We start from the raw sequence: 21,285 nt of genomic DNA on the forward strand, positions 1-21,285 counted from the left end.
CGGTAGGAGGGGGCGAAGCCGGGCGGGTGGTAGCGGCTGTTGCCGGCAAAGAGCAGCCACAGCCGGCAGGGATGTCCGTCGAGCTCGACGTCGATGGGGGCGCCATCGGCGAGGACACGGAGCAGGCCCATGGCGAGGGCAGGCCATCTGCCGAGGGATGTCTCGCGGGCTTCCCGGGCCCGGACGAGTGTGTAGGCGGCCGTGGAGATGGTGTCGAGGGCGACCCTGGCGTGGTTCACCAGCCGCTGGCGATGGTGCTCGGAGTATCCGCGCGCGACATTGTTCTCCGCGTTCACCGGGTCCCAGACCTGGATCGGTTCCGCCGTGGCATCCACCGCGTCAGCCTTGTAGTAGTCGCTGAAGACGATCGGCGTTCTCAGGCCGGTGCGGACTATGTAGGAGAGGACCTGCTCGATCGCTGCCGGGTAGTCATCAACTTGGAAGGGCTCTCCATTCCAGCAGACGTCCCACAGGTGGGCCACCAGGAGCTCGATCAGAAACGACTTATAACGCAGCTCCGAGTCGACCTCCTTGCTCTCGCGGATCCACGCCTTCAGCAGCCGGATCAACGCCCGGTACCCGTCGCCAGCCGTGTCCTTTCGCGACTTGATGAACTGCAGGCGCAGCGTGACCGACGTGAGCACTTTGATGCCGTCAGCGGTGACGAGGTACCCCCTATTCCGGTTCGCAGGTGTAGAGCACCGGCACGACGTCGATCTTCAAACCACTGCTTTGCATGGTGATCCCGACGGCTTGAAGCCGCATCCATCCTTCGCTGCGCCATAGACCTCGATACCGACGTCCGCGGTACGCAGGTAGGCGGCAACGTCAGCGTCGGACACCACTGACAAACCCGGTCCAACTTGCGAGCGTTACCCAGGCTCCGATATCGGGGCGTCAAGGCTGCGGAGGTGCATCCGGGGGCACACGCCCGGCGATCGGGAGCGATGTGGCGCCGGTGTGGCAGCCGCATCTCGAGCTCGACTCCCAAGACGGCTCAGGAGACCGCTTAAGGACCCGACGTGCGATGCGGGTCAGGTCTCTAGCTGGAAGATCTCCAAGAGGGGGCGCGGGCGTCACTAAACAGATCATGGCAACCACCTCCCAGTCATGATCCGTCAACCGCCCCAACTCGAAGGCGAGCATGCCGTGTTCATCCCGTGGTTGCCACCATCGTCCTGTATTCCCCCACGGTGGTTCAGGCGGCGCCGGCCAGAGCGGCAGGTTCTTCCTCCAGATCCTCTCTGAGGGCTGCTTGGAGGGAAGCGCTCTCATGGCCTCAAGAGCCGTACATTCGCACTCCGCGCACTGCGTGATCTCTCACGGACTGAACAGTGAAGGGCAGTGACGATTGAGGTCCTGGCCCTGAGCCATGTAGTGACTCGGGAGTGGGTATCCCCCACTTCCGCACTGTCGGCCGAAAGAACATCGACGCCCGTAGCGTGTCGTCGGCCTCGAATCTTGACTGAGCCACGATTCGAGCGCCATCGACCCCGTAGCCTGCAACGGGGCGACTCAGCCTGTTGGCCAGTCTCAGGATCAGGAGGCGGCGTTGAACCGCGACTTTGACCTTCGAGCGGCAAGGATTTTCAAGAGGAAGAACGGCCAGATCCTGTGGCCGTACGGGCTCGCGACCCCGGATCGACGGCGAAGCGGGCTCAGTGGCGAGGAGTACGAGAGGGCTGTAGCGCATGCGCACCTGTCGCAACGAGTCATCGTCGATTGGGCGGAAGACCACGGGCTCCGTAGCAGCGAGAGTGGCTGCTGCCCGAAGTGGCTTTTGCGCAACGCCAGTAGGCAGTGTGAACCCGATGCATGTGGGAAGTACGGTACCGGCACTCTCAGCGACGACCACTGGCTTGATCACGCTGTCTACTGGCTCAAGGACGGGCTGCCGACGGTGATTACGTCGGCGCCCTACTCGGTGGATGATGACGACCGGAGCCGCGTTGAGCAATGGAAGGAACATGGCCTCATCGCGGCGTTCGGAGGACCGGGGTGGTACGGCTCCGGCACAACGCAGATAGCCATGCTGAACCCCAAGAGGCTTAGCGCGATCTACTTGGCGGAAGATGCCGAGCGGCTCCTGCGCCACCACAAGGGCTCGGCGAAATGACGACCAGGGAACGCACCGCGTTCGACACGGGTGGGGCATGCAGATTCTCTGGCGGACGCGCCTCACGCACCACCGATCTATCCTCTGATCTACGAGAACGTCACCCTTGTGGCTACGCGGGGTAGAGGCCCCCACGGAGAGCTGTTTGGTCCGTGAAGCCTGAACTCCTCGTTCGACCCTCAACTTCGAGCCTTTGGCTCGAACAGCGCTCTACCTGCCGCGGTTTGTCCCAGCCACCCTGTCAAGAGCGGCTAGCGCGACAACTGGCTGAGTGTGGGAAGCGCTTGGGGGACCGGTGGCCTACGTTCCTATTCTGAAGGGCAAGGCGGGCGAGTTCCTGGCACTGGGACATGCCTCGGCGGAGGTGCAGGCTCAGCTCCGCCCGGTGATGGAGATCGTGCCGGACCTAGAGCTCCGGGACCTGCTGGAGACCTTCTGTGAACACGCGATGGAGAATGTGCCTGACGGCATGGTCCTCACAGTCGACTGCGGTGCCCTGCCACCCGATCGCGTCCTCAAAGGGGATGTCGGCGGGCCCATAGCCCGAGTCGGTGAGTCCCTCGGGCTCCGTGGAGTTGCGATGTCCCCCGTCTTCCGGTGCTCCGACACCGATGAGGTGCTGGCCGAGGTTGCACGCGTGGCTGCCGCCCACCGGAACGGAGCATGCCTGCGAATATCCTCGGCCGCTGACCTCCGCGAGTCGATACCCACCGGAGAGCAGATTGGAGATCTGCTCCGAGTGGTACGGCTGGCTCCAGAACAGGTCGACTTGCTGGTTGATGCCGGGCCGGTGCACTCGGACCGGACAAGAGAAGTCCTGGCTGAAGCGACCCGAGACACCCTGAGGAGTCTTTCGTGCTGGCCTTGGAGGCGCCTGTGTGTGGCAGCTGGTGCGTTCCCCGTCAACCTGACAGGTTTCCCGCGAGGGCGAGCGACACCCGTCACCCGACAAGATGCGCGACTCTGGGAGAAGGTCGTAGAGAACTGGTCGGGGCCGCAGCCTGACTTCGGGGACTTCGGTGTGACCTACCCCCGCATCCTGCCCAAGAGCCGAGGAACCCCAGACCCCAACATGCGCTACACCACGGCGGTGGAGTGGCAGGTTTTCGTCTACCCGCGAGTCCGGCAGGGCAATGACGACTTCTTCTGCCTCAGCGAGGATCTCGTCAACTCGCCCTACTGGCCTGTCACTGGAGCTGCCACTTCGTGGGGCGATGCTCGCCTTGAGGATTGCGCTCAACGAAAGCGGCAGAAGGCTGGTGGGGGTACCGAATGGCGAGCATGGGCGACGTCGCACCACCTGGCTGTTGTGACGTCTCAGCTCATCACTACTGGGCGTCCTTAGGGCCTGTGGGAACTGCTGAGCTCGACCTGACAAGCGGGCGGACGGGACGCCGGCGCGTTCTCTGAACGGAGCTTCCCGTCACTCGTCCGTGAAGCCCTTTGGGTGAAGACGCCGTGGAGCTGGTTCGGCTACGAGGCGTCGCCTGACCGTCGGGAAACCCACCAGGTCGCCGATGCCCAGGGGCCGTTTCGATCGTCCAAGCCATCCGTGACCGCAAGGACAGCGATCGGCCCCAGTGATACGACCCCGGCTGATCTCGGCTCGCCGTTTTCGACCTCGAGGAGGACCGTGGCGTCGAAGCTGAGTTCAATGCCTGGAGTCGAATCCGAGAACCGCGAGAGCCCCCGGGTGTCCTCGCTTGATGAGCGTCCGCAGGCCGTGACGTACGACCAAATCGCCCTACGTGCTGACGCGCAACCATCGGCGTGTGATGACGAGGACGAGGGCGGGCTGGTCCTTGTTGATGTCGTTGAGGTGGTTCGCCACGGAACGGCGCACGTAAAGGGACTCGTCGTTGACGCGAGGCTCCAGGAGTGCCAGTGAGGGAGCGGGGTCGGAGACGAATCGCGAGATCCGCGATGCCCAGGGCAGCCGCGGGCGCGTGCCCTTCGAGACGAGCCGCCGAACGTGTTCGTCCGGGTCGCTGGTCCACGCCCTGAGCTGGTCCATCGTGACCTCGTAGGGGGCTTCGACGAACGGGCGGATGGCGAACTCGGCGGTGTAGCGGGAAGTGAGCGCGGCCGGCAGCGGCAGCGCGACGTCGGGCCGGTCCAGCATCGCCGAGGTGACGTAGGCGTTGACGGGTATGGAAGCCCATCCCGTAACACCCCCGCTGTCGAGGGCACCACGGAATACCGGGTCGGCTTCCTCGGGGACGTCGGCATCGTCGCCGTGAGGGCACGGGCGATCCAGCCGATACGGGCCTTCAGCTCCAGGTCGCCGATACCGGCGCCCGCGAGCCGCTCGAACGCCGTCCGGTCGAACGAGGCCGAGGCACCCGCGAGACGCCCGGTGAGCTCCGGCGACAGTTCATGTTTGAAGCCGGTCACCTCAACGCGCGCCCACGGCCCCGTCGAGGCCCCCGGCGGCCGCCCCGTACGGCTCCCGGCCGACGGGAGGAGGGGGCGGGTCCGTTCTGCTGTGCGGCGTGGCGTGGGGGTGCTGTAGTGTGTTCGAGTTCCTGCGCCATGGTTCCGGTGGCAGTGACCGGACTTCCTGTTCCTTCTGTGTCGATCTTGGGGTGACGTCTTATTAACCAGGCCATGTAGTCGTCCGTGTTCCCCGCGTGCTGTTGTGTCGCACGTGTCCGGGGGCGGACGTTGCGCTGGCCTGAGCCGCGTCACCCATCCCCGCAGTCTTCTTCCCGGGTGCAGCTCTGCCGTCTGCCCCGGGTTTCGTGTTTTACCGGCCCCGGTGCGGCTGTCGGCAGGGCTCCCCGATTCCTTTGGATCAGGAGTTCCCGTTTTGTCTTCCTCCGCGCTCGGCAACGAGCCAGAGCACATCACCACCCACACCCCGACCCATTCCTCTCCTGGGCCGTCGAAGATGGCCATGGGGGCCTGGATCGCCCTCCTGGTGCTGCTGACCGCCGAGCTGATGAACATGCTCGACCAGTCGGTCGTCCTGACCGCCCTGCCCGCGATCCAGGACTCGACCGGAGCCGGACCGGTCGCGGTGCAGTGGCTGACCACCGCCTATTCCCTGCCCGTCGCCGTCGGGCTGATCACCGGCGGACGGCTCGGTGACATCTACGGCCGACGCAGAATCCTGCTCATCGGCACCGTCGTGTTCACCGTCGCCTCGCTGCTGTGCGGTCTGGCCACCGGCCCGGGCGTGCTGATCGGCGCCCGTCTGCTCCAGGGCGTCGGCGTGGCCGTGATGATCCCTCAGGTCCTGGCGACCATGCACGTCACCTTCGAAGGCCAGAACCGCAGCAAGGCGTTCGGCCTGTACGGGGCCGTCATGGCCATCGCCAACGTCCTGGGCCCGGTCCTGGGCGGCGTACTCACCCAGGCCGACCTGTTCGGGCTGTCCTGGCGGCCGATCTTCCTGGTCAACGTGCCCGTCGGGCTGGCCGTACTCATCCTGGGACGCAAGTTCATCCCCGAATCGACCGTCCGCAAGGCCGACCGGCTCGACCTGGCCGGCATGCTGCTGTCCGGTCTGGCCATCGTCCTGATGCTCTTCCCGCTCACCGAGGGCCACACCCACCGATGGTCGCTGTGGTGCTTCGTCATGCTCGCCGCCGGTGTCCTTGTCCTTGGTGTCTTCCTGCGCCACCAGCGGGGCAGGCAGGGCAACGCCCCGCTAGTGACCCTGTCTCTCTTCCGGGTCAGGCAGTTCTCCGGAGGCATGGCAGCAGACTTGCTGCACGGCCTGCTGTGCGGCCTGTTCTTCATGACCTGGACGCTGTACCTGCAGCGCGGACTGGGCCTGAGCCCGCTTGATGCGGCCGTGGCCTTCGTGCTGCTCTCTGTGGGAGAACTGGGCGGCGCGACCATCGCGGCGAAGACCGCCGGGCGTTTCGCCCGCCGTCTGCCGCAGGTCGGAGTTCTCATCGCGACCGCCGCGATGGCCTCCTACGGGCTCCAGATCGGCAGCCACCAGGCCGGCCTGACGCTGCTGGCAATGACCGCTCCGGTGGTGCTGATCGGCTTCGGCCTGGGCATGGTCTCCGGCCCGCTCGCCGATCTGTCGCTGGCCAGGGTCCCGCACGAGGACGCCGGCTCGGCCTCGGGCCTCTTCAACACCGCCATTCACCTGGGCATCGCGCTGGGCACCGCGCTGACCGCCATGGTGTCCTTCGCCATCACCGGCGGCTCTCCCGACGGCGCGGCCAACCGCGACGCGTTCGTCACCGTGCTGTGGTGGGTCGGCGGCCTCCTGGCCCTGATGTGGGTGCTCATGTTCTGCCTGCCCAAGCAGGCCGACCACCAAGCCGACTGAGCCAACCCCAGGTCCCCGACGTGACGTCGCCCGGGACCTGGACGCCCTCAGCCTTCCTCCTCCTCGCTGTCTTCGGCCTCGTCAGGGTTACAGAAGCGGCGCAGACCTTGGCCGGGGCCGCTGGCAGTGAGGTTGGACAAGGAGCAGTCCAGGGGGTTGAGGTTGCGGTGCTTGAGCGGGGACACGCGGGCGATGCCTTCGTCTCGGATCTCGTGACCCTCGGCCTCCAGTTGCGCGACAGCGGCGTCGAGGTACTTCGTCGTCCAGAGCACGAGGGCATTGAGGACCAGGCCGAGAGCGGCGAGCTGGTCTTCGCGGCTTTCACGGCACGCCTGGTGGGTCTGACCTCGGCCGCCGTGGCAGGTCGGGCGGTCTCAACCGGGACTCTTGGCGATGACCTGGAGTTCGTTCTTCTCGCCCCCGTCGCGTTGGCTCGTCACGGTCCGCCGTTATCAGACGGTGGACCTCGGCCGGCTTCTCCCGGATCCGCGCCACCTCATACGTCTCCAGCTCGTCATTTGCCGATCTTTCGGGCCTGGTCGGGCAGTGGAGTTCGGCGTCGCCCATGCCGGGCGGCGTGCTGATGCGGCACGCTAGGCCCCGCAGTGGAGGGCACTTCCCGGGCCAGTGAAGATCGAGGTCATGGATATCCGGCAGTTGGAGTACTTTCTGGCCGTCGTCGACCGCGGGGGTTTCAACCGGGCCGCTTCGGCGCTGTATGTGTCGCAGCCGTCGTTGTCGCAGGCTGTTCGTGCGCTGGAGCGTGATCTGGGTACGGAGCTGTTCCATCGGATCGGGCGCCGTGCGGTGCTGACGGAGGCAGGCCGGGCGTTGATCGAACCGGCCCGTGCGGCGGTGCGGAGCCTGGAGGTCGCCCGGGCGAGCGTGGCGTCCGTGCACGAACTGCGGGAGGGGCGCCTTGATGTGGCGTCGATGCCGTCCCAGGCCGTCGAGCCCCTGACCTCGTTGATCCGTTCCTTCACCCGGCGCCATCCGGGCGTGACGGTGGCGGTCAAGGCCGTCTTCACGGCACGGGATGTCGTCGGCGCGGTGCGGACAGGGGCTGCGGAACTCGGCCTGCTGGCCTCGGCCGGGAGTGTTCCGGATACGGAGGTCCGCGCGCAGGTGCTGGGGCAGCAGCGGTTCGTGCTGGTGGCAGCGCCGGGCGGGCCCTTCGCCGGCCGGGCCGCGGTGGCGTGCGAGGAACTGGCGGGTCAGCGGCTGATCGTGGGACAGCCCGGGACAGGGATGCGGGCGTACGTCGACTCCCTGCGTGACCAGGGCATCGACTTCAGTGTGGCGGCGGAGACGGAGCACCGGGTCGCGTTGCTGCCTCTGGTGCTGGCCGGGGTCGGGCTCGCGGTCGTGACGGATTCCTGGCGGGAGATAGCCCGGCGGACGGGCGCCGACGTGCTGGACATCGAACCCGCGACCGCGCTGCATGTCGCACTGGTCAGCCGCCGGGGCGTCCTGTCCCCGGCGGCCGCCGCGTTCTGGAGGATGGCCGTCCCCACCGGCACTCACGGATAGGCGGCCCTGACCGACAGGTGGGCCACTGACTGATAGGCGGCCGCTATAAGGGAGATCCGGTTTCGGTCTTGGACGTCAGGCGGGGCGCGTTGCTGGAATCGAAGGCATGACGAACCACCGCATCGCCCTCATCCCCGGTGACGGCATCGGCGCCGAAGTGCTGCCCCCCGCGCGGCAGGTACTCGACATTCTTGGCCGCCGGCACGACTTCACCCTCTCCTATACGTCCTACGACGACTGGTCGTGCGAGCGGTTCCGGCGCGAGGGCGCCATGATGCCCGACGACGGCCTCGCCCAGCTCCGCGACAAGGACGCCATCCTGCTGGGCGCGGTGGGCCACCCCGGGGTGCCCGACCACATCTCGCTGTGGGGACTGCTGATCCCGATCCGCCGCGGCTTCCGCCAGTACGTCAACCTGCGGCCCATCCGGGTCTTCGAGGGCATCGACAGCCCGGTGCGCGGCGCGCGGGCCGGCGAGGTCGACTTCGTCGTCGTCCGGGAGAACGTGGAAGGCGAGTACAGCGAGGCCGGCGGGCGGCTCAACCGGGGATTCCCGGACGAGATGGCCGTACAGGAGGCCGTGTTCACCCGGGTCGGTGTCACGCGCCTGCTGGACTACGCCTTCAAGCTCGCGGAGCGGCGCGAGGGCCGGCTGACCTCGGCCACCAAGTCGAACGGAATCGTGCACACCATGCCGTTCTGGGATGAACTCGTCGCCGAGCGGGCCGCCTCGTTCCCGCAGGTCAGCTGGGAGCAGGAGCACATTGACGCGCTCGCGGCCAAGTTCGTCCTCGAACCGGCCCGCTTCGATGTCGTGGTCGCCTCCAACCTTTTCGGCGACATCCTCAGTGACCTCGCCGCCGCGGTGGCCGGGTCCATTGGTGTCGCCCCGGCGGCCAACCTCAACCCCGAGCGGGAGTTCCCCTCGATGTTCGAGCCGGTTCACGGCTCCGCCCCCGACATCGCGGGCCAGGGCATCGCTAACCCGCTGGGCGCGATCTGGTCGGCCGCCATGATGCTCGACCACCTCGGCCACCCGGAAGCGGCCAAGGACATCACCGATGCGATCGCCGCGGTCCTGGCCAAGACCGACGTACGCACCCGGGATCTGGGCGGCACCGCTTCCACGGTCGAGTTCACCGACAAGCTCCTCGAACTCCTCTGAGCCTGCGCCCTCTTGGCGGCGGTACGGACGACGCCGCCCGCACTCCTCCAGGCGCTCGCGCGCCTTTCACTCCCGAGCCGCGCTCGCCCACCGGCCCGCCCCGTCCACGAGGTCCGCTCCGCGTCCATGAGGTTCGCTCCGCGTCCCGGTTGCGCCCCCCGTTCTCTCAACGAGGAGAAACGCCATGGCAGCATCCGCAGTCCCCGCACCATCCCAGGTCGAAGCGGCCCGGAAGCCTTGGTACCGGCAGCTGTACTTCTGGGTCCTGACCGCCATCGTCACCGGTGTCCTCACCGGCTGGCTGTGGCCCTCGGTCGGTACCGCGATGGAACCCGTCGGGACCACCTTCGTCGCCGCGATCAAGATGCTGATCACGCCGATCGTTTTCGTGACCATCGTGGCCGGCATCGGCGGTGTCGACAGCCTGGGCCGGGTGGGCCGGGTCGGTCTGAAGTCCCTGCTGTACTTCCAGGCCGGCACCCTCGCCGCCCTGCTCATCGGCCTCGTCGCGGTCAACGTCTTCCAGCCCGGAGCCGGTGTCCACGCCCACCCCGGCGACCTCCAGCTGGCAGGGGAGGCCGGCCAGTACGTCAAAGACGGCGAAGGCCAGTCCTGGTGGCACTTCCTGACCGACCTCGTGCCCACCAGCGCCGTCGGCGCCTTCGCCGAGGGCAACATCCTTCAGGTCCTCTTCTTCTCGGTCCTCTTCGGCATCGCCCTGAAGGCCGTCGGCCCCGTCGGCGGGCCTCTCGTCGACGGCATCCAGCGCCTGAGCGCCGTCATCTTCAAGATCCTGCACTACGTCATGCTGGCCGCGCCCGTGGGCGCCTTCGGCGCGATGGCCTTCACCATCGGCAAGTACGGCTTCTCCACCCTGGGCAGCCTCGGCCGGCTCATCGGGCTCTTCTACGGCACCTCGGCGTTCTTCGTGATCGTCGTTCTCGGCGCGGTGACCGCCGCGCTCAGGATCAGCATCTTCCGGCTGTTGCGCTACCTGCGCGAGGAGTTCGTCCTTGTCCTGGGCACCTCGTCCTCCGAGAGCGCCCTGCCCCGGCTGATGCAGAAACTCGCAGGGCTCGGCATCCGTCGCGACATCGTCGGCCTGACCGTCCCCACCGGCTACTCCTTCAACCTCGACGGCAGCTCCATCTACCTCTCCCTGGCCGCCGTCTACATCGCCCAGGCCACCGACACTCCTCTGAGCATCGGCCAGCAGCTCGGCCTGCTGGCCGTCATGATCCTCACCTCCAAGGGATCCGGTGGCATCACCGGCGCCGGGTTCATCGCCCTGGCCGCCACGCTCTCCACCGTCGGCACCATTCCCGCCGCCGGCATCATGCTCATCTTCGGCATCGACAAGTTCATGTCCGAATGCCGCGCCCTGACCAACCTCGCCGGCAACGCGGTCGCCACCCTCGTCGTCGCCCGCTGGGAGAACGCCCTCGACATCGCCCACGTCAACAGGGTGCTGCACACCGGGAAACCCCAGCCCCGGCCCGCACAGGAACAGACAGCAGTCGGCCCATCGGCACAACTGCCGACGAAAACCTGATCACCAGCCCCGACCTCCCGGACCCTCGTCGCGCCAAGGCCATCGCCAGATGTCCGGCCCGCCGCCCTGCTGCTCGATCGGCGTCGAGCGTACGACGTCCATCTCGTCGTAGTCCTGGAGTGCGGCCTCCGGACCTGCTCGCCCTCCCGCCGACCGCGCAAGCAGCCCTCAACCACACCCGCGAGGGTCCGTGTGACTCGGCAACCGTGGTTCATCTTGGACCCGACGCCCGAGTCGCTGTTCGGACGGAAGTGGAAACGCTGATTCCATTTTCTGTTGCATCTGTTGCATCTGTTGCATCTGGCGGATCGCCGGAGGTTTCCGATGCCAGTCGCCTCAACCCCTGATTCATGCACCGGATCGGGGTCGATCGTCCAACGGCGGCCGGCCCCGGCCTTCGTCCGCAGCGCACTCGGAGGCGAGCCAGTGCCGGTCCCGAGCGCAGTGACGCGAGCGGCAAGCGTTCCCCGGCCGCTGAACGCCGGTGTCGCGGAGGTCTGACCATAGGACGAAAGGCTGTGCCGCACGGCCCGCGGCGAATCGAGAGTGTGATGCCCGAGTGATTTACCGCCGGGCGGGGGAGCTTCCTTCTCTGCGGCGTTCTGTCCTTCGTTGACTGAGGAGTGTGCTCGCGTGCGTGTGGCCTTGCTGATCGGCACTCTCGCCGAACTCGACAGCTGCCATGCCCTGTATGCCAACTCCCTCGTGGCGGGCGGGCACGAGGTGTGGATCGGCTCGGTCAACCGCTTGTCCGGGGCGGGGGAGGAGGTCCTGGTGGTCGCCGGCAGGGTGGATGGTCCTCTCAAGGCTTACGAACCGTATCCGGGCGTGCCCGAGCGGCGCGGTTTCGAGGACGTCGACGTCGTCTGGGTGCTCAACTACCCGCAGCCTTCCGTGGAGACAGAGGCATGGCAGCTGCTGTGGCGGCTGAACCAGCACGTGCGGTTCGTCAACGACGTGACCGGAACCCTGATGCTCGGCAGCAAGACCAACCTGTCCGCGGTGGTGCCGCCCGAACACCTGCCACGCACCCTGGTCTCCAACTCCTTCGACGAACTCTGGACGGCGTACCAGTCGGACCCCGAGGCCACGTGGCTGGCCAAGCCCCCGGACGCCGACGCGGGCGCCGACGTCTATCTGCTCGAACCCGGATCGAGCAACAACCGGGTGCTGCTGCAATCCATGACAGGAAACGCGGCGGTCACCCAACTGCTCACCAAGGGCGGCCTGATGGGGTTCCGCGACCGCTACTGCCTCCTACAGGAGTACGTACCGCACCGTGAGGAGAAGCGCGTCATCCTCGCCGCCGGCAAGCCCGTGGCCCAACAGGCCCACCGGCTCGCACCCGACGAGCACCGGGGCAACACCGCCCACCGAGCCCACTGCTCCGACACCTCGCTGAGCACCGACGAACGGCGCCTGTGCGAACACATCGGGAAGCAACTGCTGCGCCACGGCATCCGCTTCTCCGGGATCGACCTCGCCTACCCGTACGTCTTCGAGTTCAACGTGGTCAACCCCGGCGGCCTCGACGAACGCCTCGCCCTAGGCCTTCCCGACCGAAGCCCCGACATCATCGAAGACCTGCTCCGCTCCGTGGAGGGCCCCCGGTGAACACCTCACCCCCGCAGGCGCCGGACAATGAGCCGGGCAGCGTGCTCGCAGATGCGCAACGGCTCCTGCCCGATGTGATCGCGGTGCGCCGGGCCATCCACCGCGCCCCGGAACTGGGCAGACACCTTCCGCGCACCCAGCAGACCGTTCTGAACGCCCTCGACGGCCTCGACCTGACGGTGTCCCGCGGCAAGCGCCTCAGCTCGGTCGTCGCCACCCTCGACAGCGGCCGCCCCGGACGCACGATCCTTCTGCGCGCGGACATGGACGCTCTTCCGCAGCAGGACGACAGCGGCGTCGACTTCGCCTCCGAGATCCCTGGCGTCATGCACGCCTGCGGTCACGACACCCACACGGCCATGCTCATCGGCGCGGCCCGACTGCTGGCCGACCGTCGCGCGGGACTGGCCGGCAGGGTGGTGTTCATGTTCCAGCCCGCCGAGGAAGCGGGCGGCGGCGCACAGCACATGATCGACGAAGGGGTGCTCACCCTCCCGGACGGAGCGACCGTGGACGCGGCCTTCGCCCTGCACATCACCACACGCCACGACACCGGAACCGTCCACCTGCGCCCCGGCCCCCTCTTCGCCGCTGCCGACCTGATGCACCTCACGGTGCGTGGGCGCAGCGGCCACGCCTCCACGCCGCACCGGGCACTCGATCCGATCCCGGTCGCCTGCGAGATCGTCCAGGCCCTGCAGACGATGGTCACCCGCACCGTCAGTGTCTTCGACCCGGCCGTGGTCACCGTGGCCCGGATCACGGCCGGCACCACGACCAACATCATTCCCGACACCGCGGAGATCTCGGGCACGTTCCGCACTCTGTCCCCTCACACACGTACGGCGGTCCGCGAGGGCATCGAACGCGTCGCCCGAGGCGTCGCCTCAGCCCACGGAGCCACCGTTGAGACGAACCTGATCGAGAGCTACCCGCCGGTCGTCAACGACGCGGACTTCGCCGCCTTCGTCACTGACGTGGCCGGCGCGTTGATCGGCCCGGCCCGCGTCCACCACATGCCCGAACCGGTCATGGGGGCGGAGGACTTCTCGTACGTACTTCAGCACGTCCCTGGAGCCATGGCCTTTCTAGGCGCCCGCCCGGCGGGACGCGACCCAGAACAGACCCCGGACAACCATTCCAGCCGCGTCGTCTACGACGAAGAAGCCATGGCGATCGGGACCGCCCTGTATGCGACGGTGGCCCAGGAATTCCTGGGAAGCTGACCCCCGTCTCTTGGCAGCGAGGAGTGGGGCAACTGTGAGCGGCAGCGCCCGTTCTGAGAGGAGCAGGTTCCGAGTGCCGCCGTGCGGGTCGCATTTCCTGACACACAGCGGTCAGCTGGTCAGCGGGTGAGGACGTGACCGTCGTGGGGGCGGTGGTCGCGGGAGCGCCGTAGGTCTGTGACGACGTAGGTGCGCTGCAACCAGCGGTCAGCTCCGTCGTAGCGGGGCTGGAAGGCGGTGCGGCCGTGGACGGTGACGCGGTTGTCGATGATGACCAGGTCACCGGGCGTCAGGCGCAGCGTGTGGGAGGTCGCCTCGCAGGCGCGGCCGAATTCACTGAGCGCTTCAGCGGCCAGGGCGTTGAGCGGAGTGGTGACGAGTTGGGCCATGCGTATGTCGGGATCCTCCACGGCTCCGGAAAGCACCGGCCGCGGCTCGACATCCGGCTTGCTCGCGTCGGCGCCAGAGCCGAAGGAGGGTGGGGGAGTGGTGGCGAACTGTGGTGTGAACAGGGCTTGACGGCTGGCGGGGGTCAGGAGCGCCAACGCCTGACGGATGCCCGCCACACGCATGCCGGCGATGTGGTCGTGGTCGGCGCGCAGGCACAGAAAGACCACGTAGTCAGGCGGGTGGGGGTGGAATCCGTTCTCGGAATGGAAGGACAGCGGCACAGACCCGGCGTTGCCGTGAAAGGTCTCCTGTCCGGGCACGGGCACAACGTCCTGCACGAGGGCACCGGCCTTCTCCGCCAGGTAGGCGAGAGGCTCGCCGAGCCCACAAGCCACCATGGTGAGCACCGCGGCCGAAACGGTGGCCCGGCGCTGGACCGAGTCGGGCACGGTCGGGGTCGGGGGCAGGGCTGCCCGGTCGACGGGCAGGCCGCCGATCACCAGGGTTCCGTTCGGGCCGGAATGCCTGCGAAACCGGCGAACCTGACGGCGCAGGGGCAGCGGCAGCTCCTCCCAGGCGTCCCGGGCCCGTGTCACCCACTCGGGACTGTCGACCTCGTCGTGTCCCTCGATGCACAGCGCACGGGCGATCCGCTCGCACGCGGCGGTATCGGCCGGATCAAGTTCCCGGCCTGCTACGCCGGTGCTCTGGATGGTGTCGGGCGTCGTATCGGCCATCGAAGTCTCCTGCCGGGTATGGGGGCTAGGGGCGCGCGAGCTCACGAGTGGCGCAGGCCGGCCACGGCATCGGCGACGTAGTGGTCCCCGTATCGGATCAGGGAGGCGTACTGGGCGGCGCGGCGATGGCGCATGAGCCGTAGTTCGGCGACGGCGTTGTCGGGGCCGTCGGGCCTTTGAGCGATGGAACGGTCCAGATGCACCATCGAGTAGGCGAGGGTGACGTGCCGTTCACCGTCGATGATGTCGGCTTCCAGCAGAGCGCCTCGTGCCTCGGCCAGCTCCGGGGCATGTGCCGCCAAGCTCTCGAAGGAGTCCGGAACGACAGTCAGCAGGTCCTTCATCGCCGCCCGGAACAGCTTGTATCCACGATGCTGGCGCCCGCTCAGGGGGTTGTCCACCGACGGGGGCGCCATGGTCTGGCGTATCGCTGCCCGGTAGTAATCAGCCGGGATCGTACTGGCGTGGGTCATGGCCGCGGGGAATGCGCGCACGTACACCGTCGCGTCAGCGAGCCGCCGTAGCACGGTGTCACGGTTGCCGCGCCGCAGATTGTCGGCGGCATCGGCCACGGCCACTGCGGCGCAGACGTTGAACAGGACGTGGACCTGGTGCCCGATGAGCCACCGAGCGCTCCACACGTCTTCCAACGCCGCCACCGTCCCAGTTGCGGGGACGGTGATGGGCGGGTCGAAGTCAGGGCCGGTGCCCGGTGCCGTGCCGGTGAGGTCGACCACGGCCTGCTGCATTCCGGCGGTCTCCAGTGCCAGGTCGCCGCCGCCCAGAGGAGCATCACCCAGGTCTTCCAGAGCGCGCTGGATGACCAGGACACCGTGCAGGGCGGCCTGTTGATCCGACAGCTCTTCCTCACGGACCCGGAAGTAGGACTGACTGATCGACTGGGCCGGTATGTCCTCGCCGGCCACGGCTTCCGCCGACTCCGACAGTGCCGCGGCCAAACTGCCTGCCGTCGCGGCGGCTTGCCGCAGCGCGAGGGAGCGCTCAACGGGTCTGGCGTGGGTCGCCACGTCGGCCAGAACGCGTACGGTCCGTTTCGCCTCGGCAGCGACGCGCGGGCCCAGCGCCGGGGCAGGGCGCCCGCCTCGGGGCTCACGGAAGACAGCGACAGCGGGAGGACCGGCAACCGGTGATGAGCGCATAGTCGAACAACTTCGCCATACGCACTCCATCCGAAACCCTGATGACGCGATCACGCCGGTGTGGGCACTGGATTTGGCCACCCAGATCACCGGCGACCTGCCGATGACCGGCCTTGCTCGGCGAGGCGGAGAAGTCTGAGCCACTGGGGCACGATGTGGTCTGCTGCGCCCGGACGGGAGCGCTCGGCGGCGCCCCGCCCCGGCGGACGGCGCCCCTTCCTCGCCGACAGCCGACGTCGCCGCACTCGTGTGGCGTGCGGCCGTCAACGGAGGGGGTTCGTGCAGCGTGGTTGTATCCGAGGGGCGGTCAGCTCGATCTCGATGAGGGGGGTCTTGTCCGGTCACGGCTCCCGTGAGCTATGGCTGGGGTGATCGGGTTCCGGACTGCGAGCGCCACGCTGGTATCGACTGCGTGGTCCAGGCGCGCAGTAGCCACTCCAGCGGGCCGTAGACGTGGTGCCGCAGCCACCATCGGCTGGCCACTGTCTCTGCCGTGAACAGGGTCAAGGCGATCGCCGCGACTCCGATGGGTGGGACGCGGCCGACCAGTGCGGCCCCGAAGCCGGTGAACAGCAGGGCGCAGACCAGGGACTGGCCGAGGTAGTTGGTCAGCGACATGCGGCCCGCCGGTGCGAGTGCGTTGACCACGGCCTGGCCGCGGCGGCCGTGGGTGAGGCGGAGCACGGTCGCCGCGTAGGCGGCGGCCAGCAGGGGAGCGGTGATCACGTCGAGACCCATGGCGAAGAGCTGGTAGGCGGACTCGGGATGGTTCAGGCTCGCGTCCGCGTACACGATGCCGCCCGACAGCCCGACCGTGAAGCCGACCCACTGGAGCCGCCGCAGGAGCCGCTGGTGCCGGTCGGTGTCCGCGAGGGCTCGCCGGTGTCCGGCCGCCAGGCCCAGCAGGAAGGCGGCGAGCGCGGAGGGTGCCTGGAAGAAGAGCAAAAGGAAGGCCACGTCCGGCAGTTCGCGGAGGTGGGCGCCGATGACCGATGCCGGTCCGCCGCGCAGGGCCTCGGTCGCCTGGGCCGCGGCGGACGCCGTGGACTGAGGGATCGTGCCGCCTCCGCCCGCCTGGCCGACGGCGAGTGCGAGGAGCACGTACACGGCGGCGGTCACCGCAAGGAGTGCCACCGCGATCCGTACCGCGGTACGGGGCCGGATGCGGCGCAGCGCGAGCAGGACCAGCCCCAGGACGGCGTACAAGGTGAGGATGTCGCCGGGGAAGAGGACGACGGCGTGCACGACGCCGATCACGAACAGTCCGGTCAGGCGCCTGAGGAAACGTGGCGTGAACCGGGCGCCGCGCCGCTCGGCGGAGCTGATCTGCAGCGTGAAGCTGTAGCCGAACAGGAACGAGAACAGCAGGAAGAACTTCGCCTCGAAGAAGACCGCCACCAACCAACGGACGGCCTCACTCACAGGGCCGCCGAGACCCGGGTCCTCCAGGCCCAAGCCGTGATAGGCGGACGCCATGTAGGTGATGTTGACCATCAGGATGCCGAGCAGCGCGAAGCCGCGCAGTGCGTCTACCTGGGCCAGCCGGGCGCCACCGCTCTGCCGCTGCTCCCCTGGCGTGGGGAGGGGGTGTGGGGGGCTCTCATCGTTCTTGTTACGCGGTCGGACGGTCACGTCACTCCCCAGAATCTATCGAAACTCAAACGGTCGTTTCGCATACGAGCGTACTATGATTGACCGTAGAGGTGAACGGCGAAGCTCGCACGACGGCTCACGCCGGGAGAGGGAGGACCGTGGACGCACCGCAGAAGACGGCGGACCGGGGCGACAGGGGCGCCCCCCGCCTGTATCGAGGGATCCCCGAAGGAGCCGAACAGCAGGTGGCCGCCTTGTACTGGGAGGCGTTCGGACGCAAGCTCGGCAGTGCGCTCGGCCCTCCCGGGAAGGGGCGGGCCTTTCTCGCCTCTCATCTGCACCACGACCGCGGCATCACCGCGCTCGACGGTGGGGGCCGCGTCGTCGGCGTCGCGGGCTATGACCTCGCGGGCCGCGCCCTGAACGGCGGCTCGGCACGCGACGTGCTGTCCGGATACGGCCCGCTGCGAGGGCTGCCCCGGCTTGCGCTGCTCGCCCTGTTCACCCGGAAACCCGCCGCGGGCGAACTCGTGATGGACGGCATCTGCGTATCGGCGGCGCACCGCGGCACCGGCATCGGAGCCCTGCTGTTGCGCGAGATCGCCGCGGTGGGCGCCGAGAACGCCTGTTCCCGCATCCGGCTCGACGTCATCGACGTCAACCCGCGCGCCAAGGCCCTCTACGAACGCCACGGCTTCAGCGCCGTGCGCACCCGACAGACCCCGTTTCTCAGAACGTTGATGGGATTCGGTGCCGTCACCACCATGCACCGTGCCGTCACCCCCGACGACCTGCGCGGAGGAAGCCCCCGATGAATCACGCGCGGCCGAACCAGGAGCGGCGTCCCGAGATCCCCACGCGGTTGCTCGTGCACGCCCTGGTCCGTGAGGACGGGACTGTCGACGCCGGTGAGCTCTACGCCGTCGCCGGACTCCTCGGCATGACCGACCAACAGGTCCGGCTGTGCGTCAAACGCCTCGTCACCGAGGGCCGGTTCAGCCAGGAAGGGCGAGGGCGCAAGGCCGTCCTGCGGGCAGTGCCCGATGCCGCGACCGGCGCCGTCGCACCCGATACCGACCATGTCCGCTACGCCTACCGGCAGGACCGCGGGCTCGCACCCTGGGACGGCACGTGGCACCTGTTCGCCTTCGCCATCCCCGAAGCACGCCGCACCGACCGCGACGCCCTGCGAGAAAGCCTGCTGCACCTGGGCGCGACACCCGTCCAGGGCGGCCTGTACGTGGCCGCCAACCCCATCGCCGATCTGGTCGAGGCTCAGGCCCGCCATCTCGGCGTACTCGACTCCGTCACCTTCCTCACCAGTACCGACCTGCGCATCGGGGACATCACCGACTCCCGCCAACTCGCGGCCCGCATCTGGCCGTTGGGGGAGATCGCCGCTCGGTACGAACGCCTCGCCGCCTCCGCCGCGACCTGCGCCGACCGTCTGGCTCGCGGAACAGACCTGTCCGGAGTCGAGCGGCTCACCCTGGCCGTGGAACTGGCCGCGGAGTTCAGCCGAGCCATGACCCCCGACCCGCTACTGCCTCCGGAACTGCTGCCCCGGCCCTGGCCCGGCAGTCGCGCCCGGCGACTCACCCAGGAATGTTGGACCGCTCTCGGCGCCCTCCCCACGGCTCAGCACGCCCCCACATCACTGCCTCGCCTGTTCCGCCTCTACAGCGACGCCATCACCGCGCCCGACAGACAGTGATACGAGGGGCATGCTCACCGCGACCTCCGTCTTCAGCCGGGCCAGAGCGGCTCGGGTGCAGCGGTGACGACCGCGCCCAAGGCCACGTGTCCGTCGATGCCGACGCGCTCCAGATCGAGCCGGTCGGCGTCCGTGAACCTGGCCGGGTCCCTGTTGGCCGCTGCGAGTGACACCATTGCCAGGCTCCCGGCCGGATGAGCTGCCCGCCTCGATGTCCTGCGCGGCGAAGCACCACACGCCCATCCGTGCCGGACCGTCGAACCGGCAGGAACTCTTCGACGGCCGACGACAGCTAGGCCGGGTACTCGCGCACCGCCGCCAGCACCTCGGGGCGGTCGGAACTGTCTTCCTGCCGCAACTGTCTCGAGGATGCGGTCGCGGACGCAGGCCAGGACCAAGCGCTGGCGGCCGGTGATGTCCCAGGAACGGCGTGTCATCACGGTTCCTGAATGCGTCGGCGCAGGTCGGCCCGGACGAGGCGGCGGGAGAGGCCGATGAGCCGTCGTCGCAGGGCGGTGTTGTGCTCGGCGCAGGTGTGGGCGAGGCCTGGTAGGTGCGGTTCCAGTCGCGCTGGGTCTGTACGAGGTCGGGGGAGTAGTCGTTGTGCACCATGCCGCCAGCAGAGCATGTGCTCGAAGATCAGCCTTTCCGTCGACGAGCACTCCGACACGTACGCGCATATCCGCCACCGGCCGCGTCCTGTACGCCGATCAGCGGACCCGGCTCCGGCTGCAGGAGTCGGCCACCCGTCGTCCGGCAGGGCAGTCGGGTCCGCTGTGCGCCCTGGTGCGGGAGTGCACCGGTGTCAGGGTTGCGGAGCGTGGAGGTGCAACTGGCAACGGCTTCGAGTGTGTCTTTGCAGGCAAGAGCAACATCGGGTGAACCGTGGACAGTAGGTGACGGTACGTCAGGTGAGGCACAGGGCACCAGCTTCAGGGGGACGCATGGCGCGCAACGGATACATCCGCATAGCGGGGGCGGCGGTGGCACTGGCGGCAGGGGGCGTCTTGGTCACGGCCACCGGGGCAGCGGCGGCTCCGGCCAAGGCCCCGGCAGCAACGGCCGCGTACAACAAGGCATGCGGCACCGGCTACAAGGTCGTGAACCAGATCGACCTCGGGAAGGTAGGGACGACTTACCTGACCTACAACTCCACGACGGGTAAGAACTGCGCCGTGACTGTCCGCAACACCCCAGGTCCTGCCGTCTACATGTACGTGTATGTCCTGCGGGACGACACGAGGGAGTACGCCGACGACGAGGGGCTCTACCGCTCTTACGCGGGCCCGGTCTACCTCGCGGCCAGAGGCCACTGCGTCTCCTGGGGCGGCGTGATCGGCGGAGAGTCAGCCAACAGGTACGGCACCAACTGCGGCAGGCTTGCCCCGTGATGGCTTCGTTCCCTTCCAGCAACAGCGAACTCAGGATCTCGGTACCGGTGACAGAAACTCTGCCGAACAGACGGTCGTGACAAGCGGGATGCCTGATCGGTGACAACCGACGTGCCTCGCCTGGTCCTCTCCACCAGTTCATCCGGCGTCACCGGTGACAACTCCTGAGCTTCGGCTCAGTATGACCAGCCCGTCGAACCCCCCTTCACGGGCAGGCCCTCAATTAGGTATCCGAGCCGAAGGCGAGTCCTGTATGAACACGTCTGACAGGTGGCGTCCGCGCCGTGTCCCCGAGGCTCGCATCCGCGTCGGCGCCCTGCGCACGCCGATTGATTATGCGAAGGTCGGCCGGTCCTCGGTGCGGCGCCGCGCGCGGGGCATGACGCACAGCGAGGCGGTGGCGGCGCTCGAAGAGGCGGAACTGCACGCGCACCTGGACCGCCGTGACGAAGCCGCGGCCGACGACGGCGGCCGCCGTGCTGCGGAGCTCGCGGAGTGGCAGCGCCTCGTGCAGCTGCTCGCCGCGACCGGCAGCCCGTACGACCCGGACGCCGACGCGGCCGTCCAGGAAGCTCGCCGAAGACCATCGCCGCGAGAAAGCCGAGCAGCAGCGCCGCCAGGAGCGGCAGCGGGTAGCCAACCGCGCCGAAGAACTCGCCCGGCTGGGCGGGGCCGGCCGGCTCGATTGCAGCGTGCCGAGCCAGGCCGGGGACGAAGCCGCCCGCCAGCGCCTGGATGAGAACCGCGACTACCACGCCCCGAAGGCCGACGCCCGGCTCGCCCGCGACCTCGCCGACCAGTAGTCC

17 protein-coding genes and 2 pseudogenes are annotated in these 21,285 nt (G+C 68.2%); 12 read left to right on the forward strand and 7 right to left on the reverse strand.

Features of this window, described 5'->3' with window-relative positions; genetic code table 11:
- Positions 1-644, reverse strand: a pseudogene (locus tag GKQ77_RS05230) (hypothetical protein); the annotation flags it as partial.
- A 908-nt stretch (positions 645-1,552) separates the two neighbouring features.
- Here GKQ77_RS05230 and GKQ77_RS05235 point away from each other — a divergent pair.
- Positions 1,553-2,116 (forward strand): hypothetical protein, encoded by a 564-nt coding sequence (locus GKQ77_RS05235; RefSeq protein ID WP_219687523.1) that lies wholly within the window; start codon positions 1,553-1,555, stop codon positions 2,114-2,116.
- Between the two features lie 295 nt (positions 2,117-2,411).
- Positions 2,412-3,461, forward strand: coding sequence for a beta family protein (locus GKQ77_RS05240; RefSeq protein ID WP_219687524.1), 1,050 nt, complete (start codon positions 2,412-2,414; stop codon positions 3,459-3,461).
- A gap of 399 nt (positions 3,462-3,860) precedes the next feature.
- On the opposite strand, the gene GKQ77_RS05245 is transcribed toward GKQ77_RS05240, so the two are convergent.
- Positions 3,861-4,238 carry a hypothetical protein gene (locus GKQ77_RS05245; protein ID WP_219687525.1) on the reverse strand — a complete coding sequence of 126 codons (378 nt, stop codon included), beginning with the start codon at positions 4,236-4,238 and terminating at the stop codon, positions 3,861-3,863.
- A 687-nt stretch (positions 4,239-4,925) separates the two neighbouring features.
- Here GKQ77_RS05245 and GKQ77_RS05250 point away from each other — a divergent pair.
- Positions 4,926-6,407, forward strand: coding sequence for an MFS transporter (locus tag GKQ77_RS05250; protein WP_219687526.1), 1,482 nt, complete (start codon positions 4,926-4,928; stop codon positions 6,405-6,407).
- A 47-nt stretch (positions 6,408-6,454) separates the two neighbouring features.
- Here GKQ77_RS05250 and GKQ77_RS33190 read toward each other — a convergent pair.
- A pseudogene (locus GKQ77_RS33190) lies at positions 6,455-6,778 on the reverse strand (Tn3 family transposase); the annotation flags it as partial.
- A 271-nt stretch (positions 6,779-7,049) separates the two neighbouring features.
- On the opposite strand from GKQ77_RS33190, the gene GKQ77_RS05260 reads away from it, so the two are divergent.
- The 5 genes from GKQ77_RS05260 to GKQ77_RS05280 all read left to right on the forward strand — a co-directional run bounded on the left by GKQ77_RS05260 (position 7,050) and on the right by GKQ77_RS05280 (position 13,494).
- The gene (locus tag GKQ77_RS05260) at positions 7,050-7,937 is read left to right on the forward strand and encodes a LysR family transcriptional regulator (protein ID WP_219687527.1); all 888 of its coding nucleotides are present in this window, start codon (positions 7,050-7,052) and stop codon (positions 7,935-7,937) included.
- A gap of 106 nt (positions 7,938-8,043) precedes the next feature.
- Positions 8,044-9,102 carry a tartrate dehydrogenase gene (locus GKQ77_RS05265; RefSeq protein ID WP_219687528.1) on the forward strand — a complete coding sequence of 353 codons (1,059 nt, stop codon included), beginning with the start codon at positions 8,044-8,046 and terminating at the stop codon, positions 9,100-9,102.
- Positions 9,103-9,286: 184 nt separating this feature from the next.
- Positions 9,287-10,654: a C4-dicarboxylate transporter DctA gene (gene dctA / locus GKQ77_RS05270; protein WP_219687529.1), complete on the forward strand. Its 1,368-nt coding sequence runs from the start codon at positions 9,287-9,289 to the stop codon at positions 10,652-10,654.
- Positions 10,655-11,287: 633 nt separating this feature from the next.
- A complete protein-coding gene (locus tag GKQ77_RS05275) occupies positions 11,288-12,268 on the forward strand; it encodes an ATP-grasp domain-containing protein (protein ID WP_219687530.1) in 981 nt (326 codons plus the stop codon).
- Complete coding sequence (locus tag GKQ77_RS05280) at positions 12,265-13,494, forward strand: M20 metallopeptidase family protein (protein ID WP_219687531.1); 1,230 nt, start codon at positions 12,265-12,267, stop codon at positions 13,492-13,494. The genes GKQ77_RS05275 and GKQ77_RS05280 overlap by 4 nt, the downstream gene beginning before the upstream one ends.
- Before the next feature lie 119 nt (positions 13,495-13,613).
- Here GKQ77_RS05280 and GKQ77_RS05285 read toward each other — a convergent pair whose 3' ends face one another.
- The 3 genes from GKQ77_RS05285 to GKQ77_RS05295 form a co-directional block, all read right to left on the reverse strand.
- A complete protein-coding gene (locus GKQ77_RS05285; protein ID WP_219687532.1) occupies positions 13,614-14,621 on the reverse strand; it encodes a clavaminate synthase family protein in 1,008 nt (335 codons plus the stop codon).
- A 41-nt stretch (positions 14,622-14,662) separates the two neighbouring features.
- Complete coding sequence (locus GKQ77_RS05290) at positions 14,663-15,811, reverse strand: 3-methyl-L-tyrosine peroxygenase-related protein (protein WP_219687542.1); 1,149 nt, start codon at positions 15,809-15,811, stop codon at positions 14,663-14,665.
- A 327-nt stretch (positions 15,812-16,138) separates the two neighbouring features.
- Positions 16,139-17,413: a DUF418 domain-containing protein gene (locus GKQ77_RS05295; protein WP_219687533.1), complete on the reverse strand. Its 1,275-nt coding sequence runs from the start codon at positions 17,411-17,413 to the stop codon at positions 16,139-16,141.
- A gap of 119 nt (positions 17,414-17,532) precedes the next feature.
- On the opposite strand from GKQ77_RS05295, the gene GKQ77_RS05300 reads away from it, so the two are divergent.
- Positions 17,533-18,189, forward strand: coding sequence for a GNAT family N-acetyltransferase (locus GKQ77_RS05300; protein WP_308117558.1), 657 nt, complete (start codon positions 17,533-17,535; stop codon positions 18,187-18,189).
- Complete coding sequence (locus GKQ77_RS05305) at positions 18,186-19,088, forward strand: PaaX family transcriptional regulator C-terminal domain-containing protein (protein ID WP_219687534.1); 903 nt, start codon at positions 18,186-18,188, stop codon at positions 19,086-19,088. Before GKQ77_RS05300 ends, GKQ77_RS05305 begins: the two co-directional genes overlap by 4 nt.
- A gap of 32 nt (positions 19,089-19,120) precedes the next feature.
- Here the strand turns inward: GKQ77_RS05305 and GKQ77_RS05310 are convergent, their stop codons facing one another.
- The gene (locus GKQ77_RS05310) at positions 19,121-19,264 is read right to left on the reverse strand and encodes a cytochrome P450 (protein WP_219687535.1); all 144 of its coding nucleotides are present in this window, start codon (positions 19,262-19,264) and stop codon (positions 19,121-19,123) included.
- Positions 19,265-20,050: 786 nt separating this feature from the next.
- Here GKQ77_RS05310 and GKQ77_RS05315 point away from each other — a divergent pair.
- Both GKQ77_RS05315 and GKQ77_RS05320 read left to right on the forward strand, forming a co-directional pair.
- A complete protein-coding gene (locus tag GKQ77_RS05315) occupies positions 20,051-20,479 on the forward strand; it encodes a spore-associated protein A (protein ID WP_372459831.1) in 429 nt (142 codons plus the stop codon).
- Between the two features lie 443 nt (positions 20,480-20,922).
- Positions 20,923-21,282 carry a hypothetical protein gene (locus GKQ77_RS05320; RefSeq protein WP_219687537.1) on the forward strand — a complete coding sequence of 120 codons (360 nt, stop codon included), beginning with the start codon at positions 20,923-20,925 and terminating at the stop codon, positions 21,280-21,282.
- The last annotated feature ends 3 nt before the right edge of the window (positions 21,283-21,285 follow it).

The organism is Streptomyces anatolicus (assembly GCF_019400875.1).
Classification (GTDB): Bacteria; Actinomycetota; Actinomycetes; order Streptomycetales; family Streptomycetaceae; genus Streptomyces; species Streptomyces anatolicus.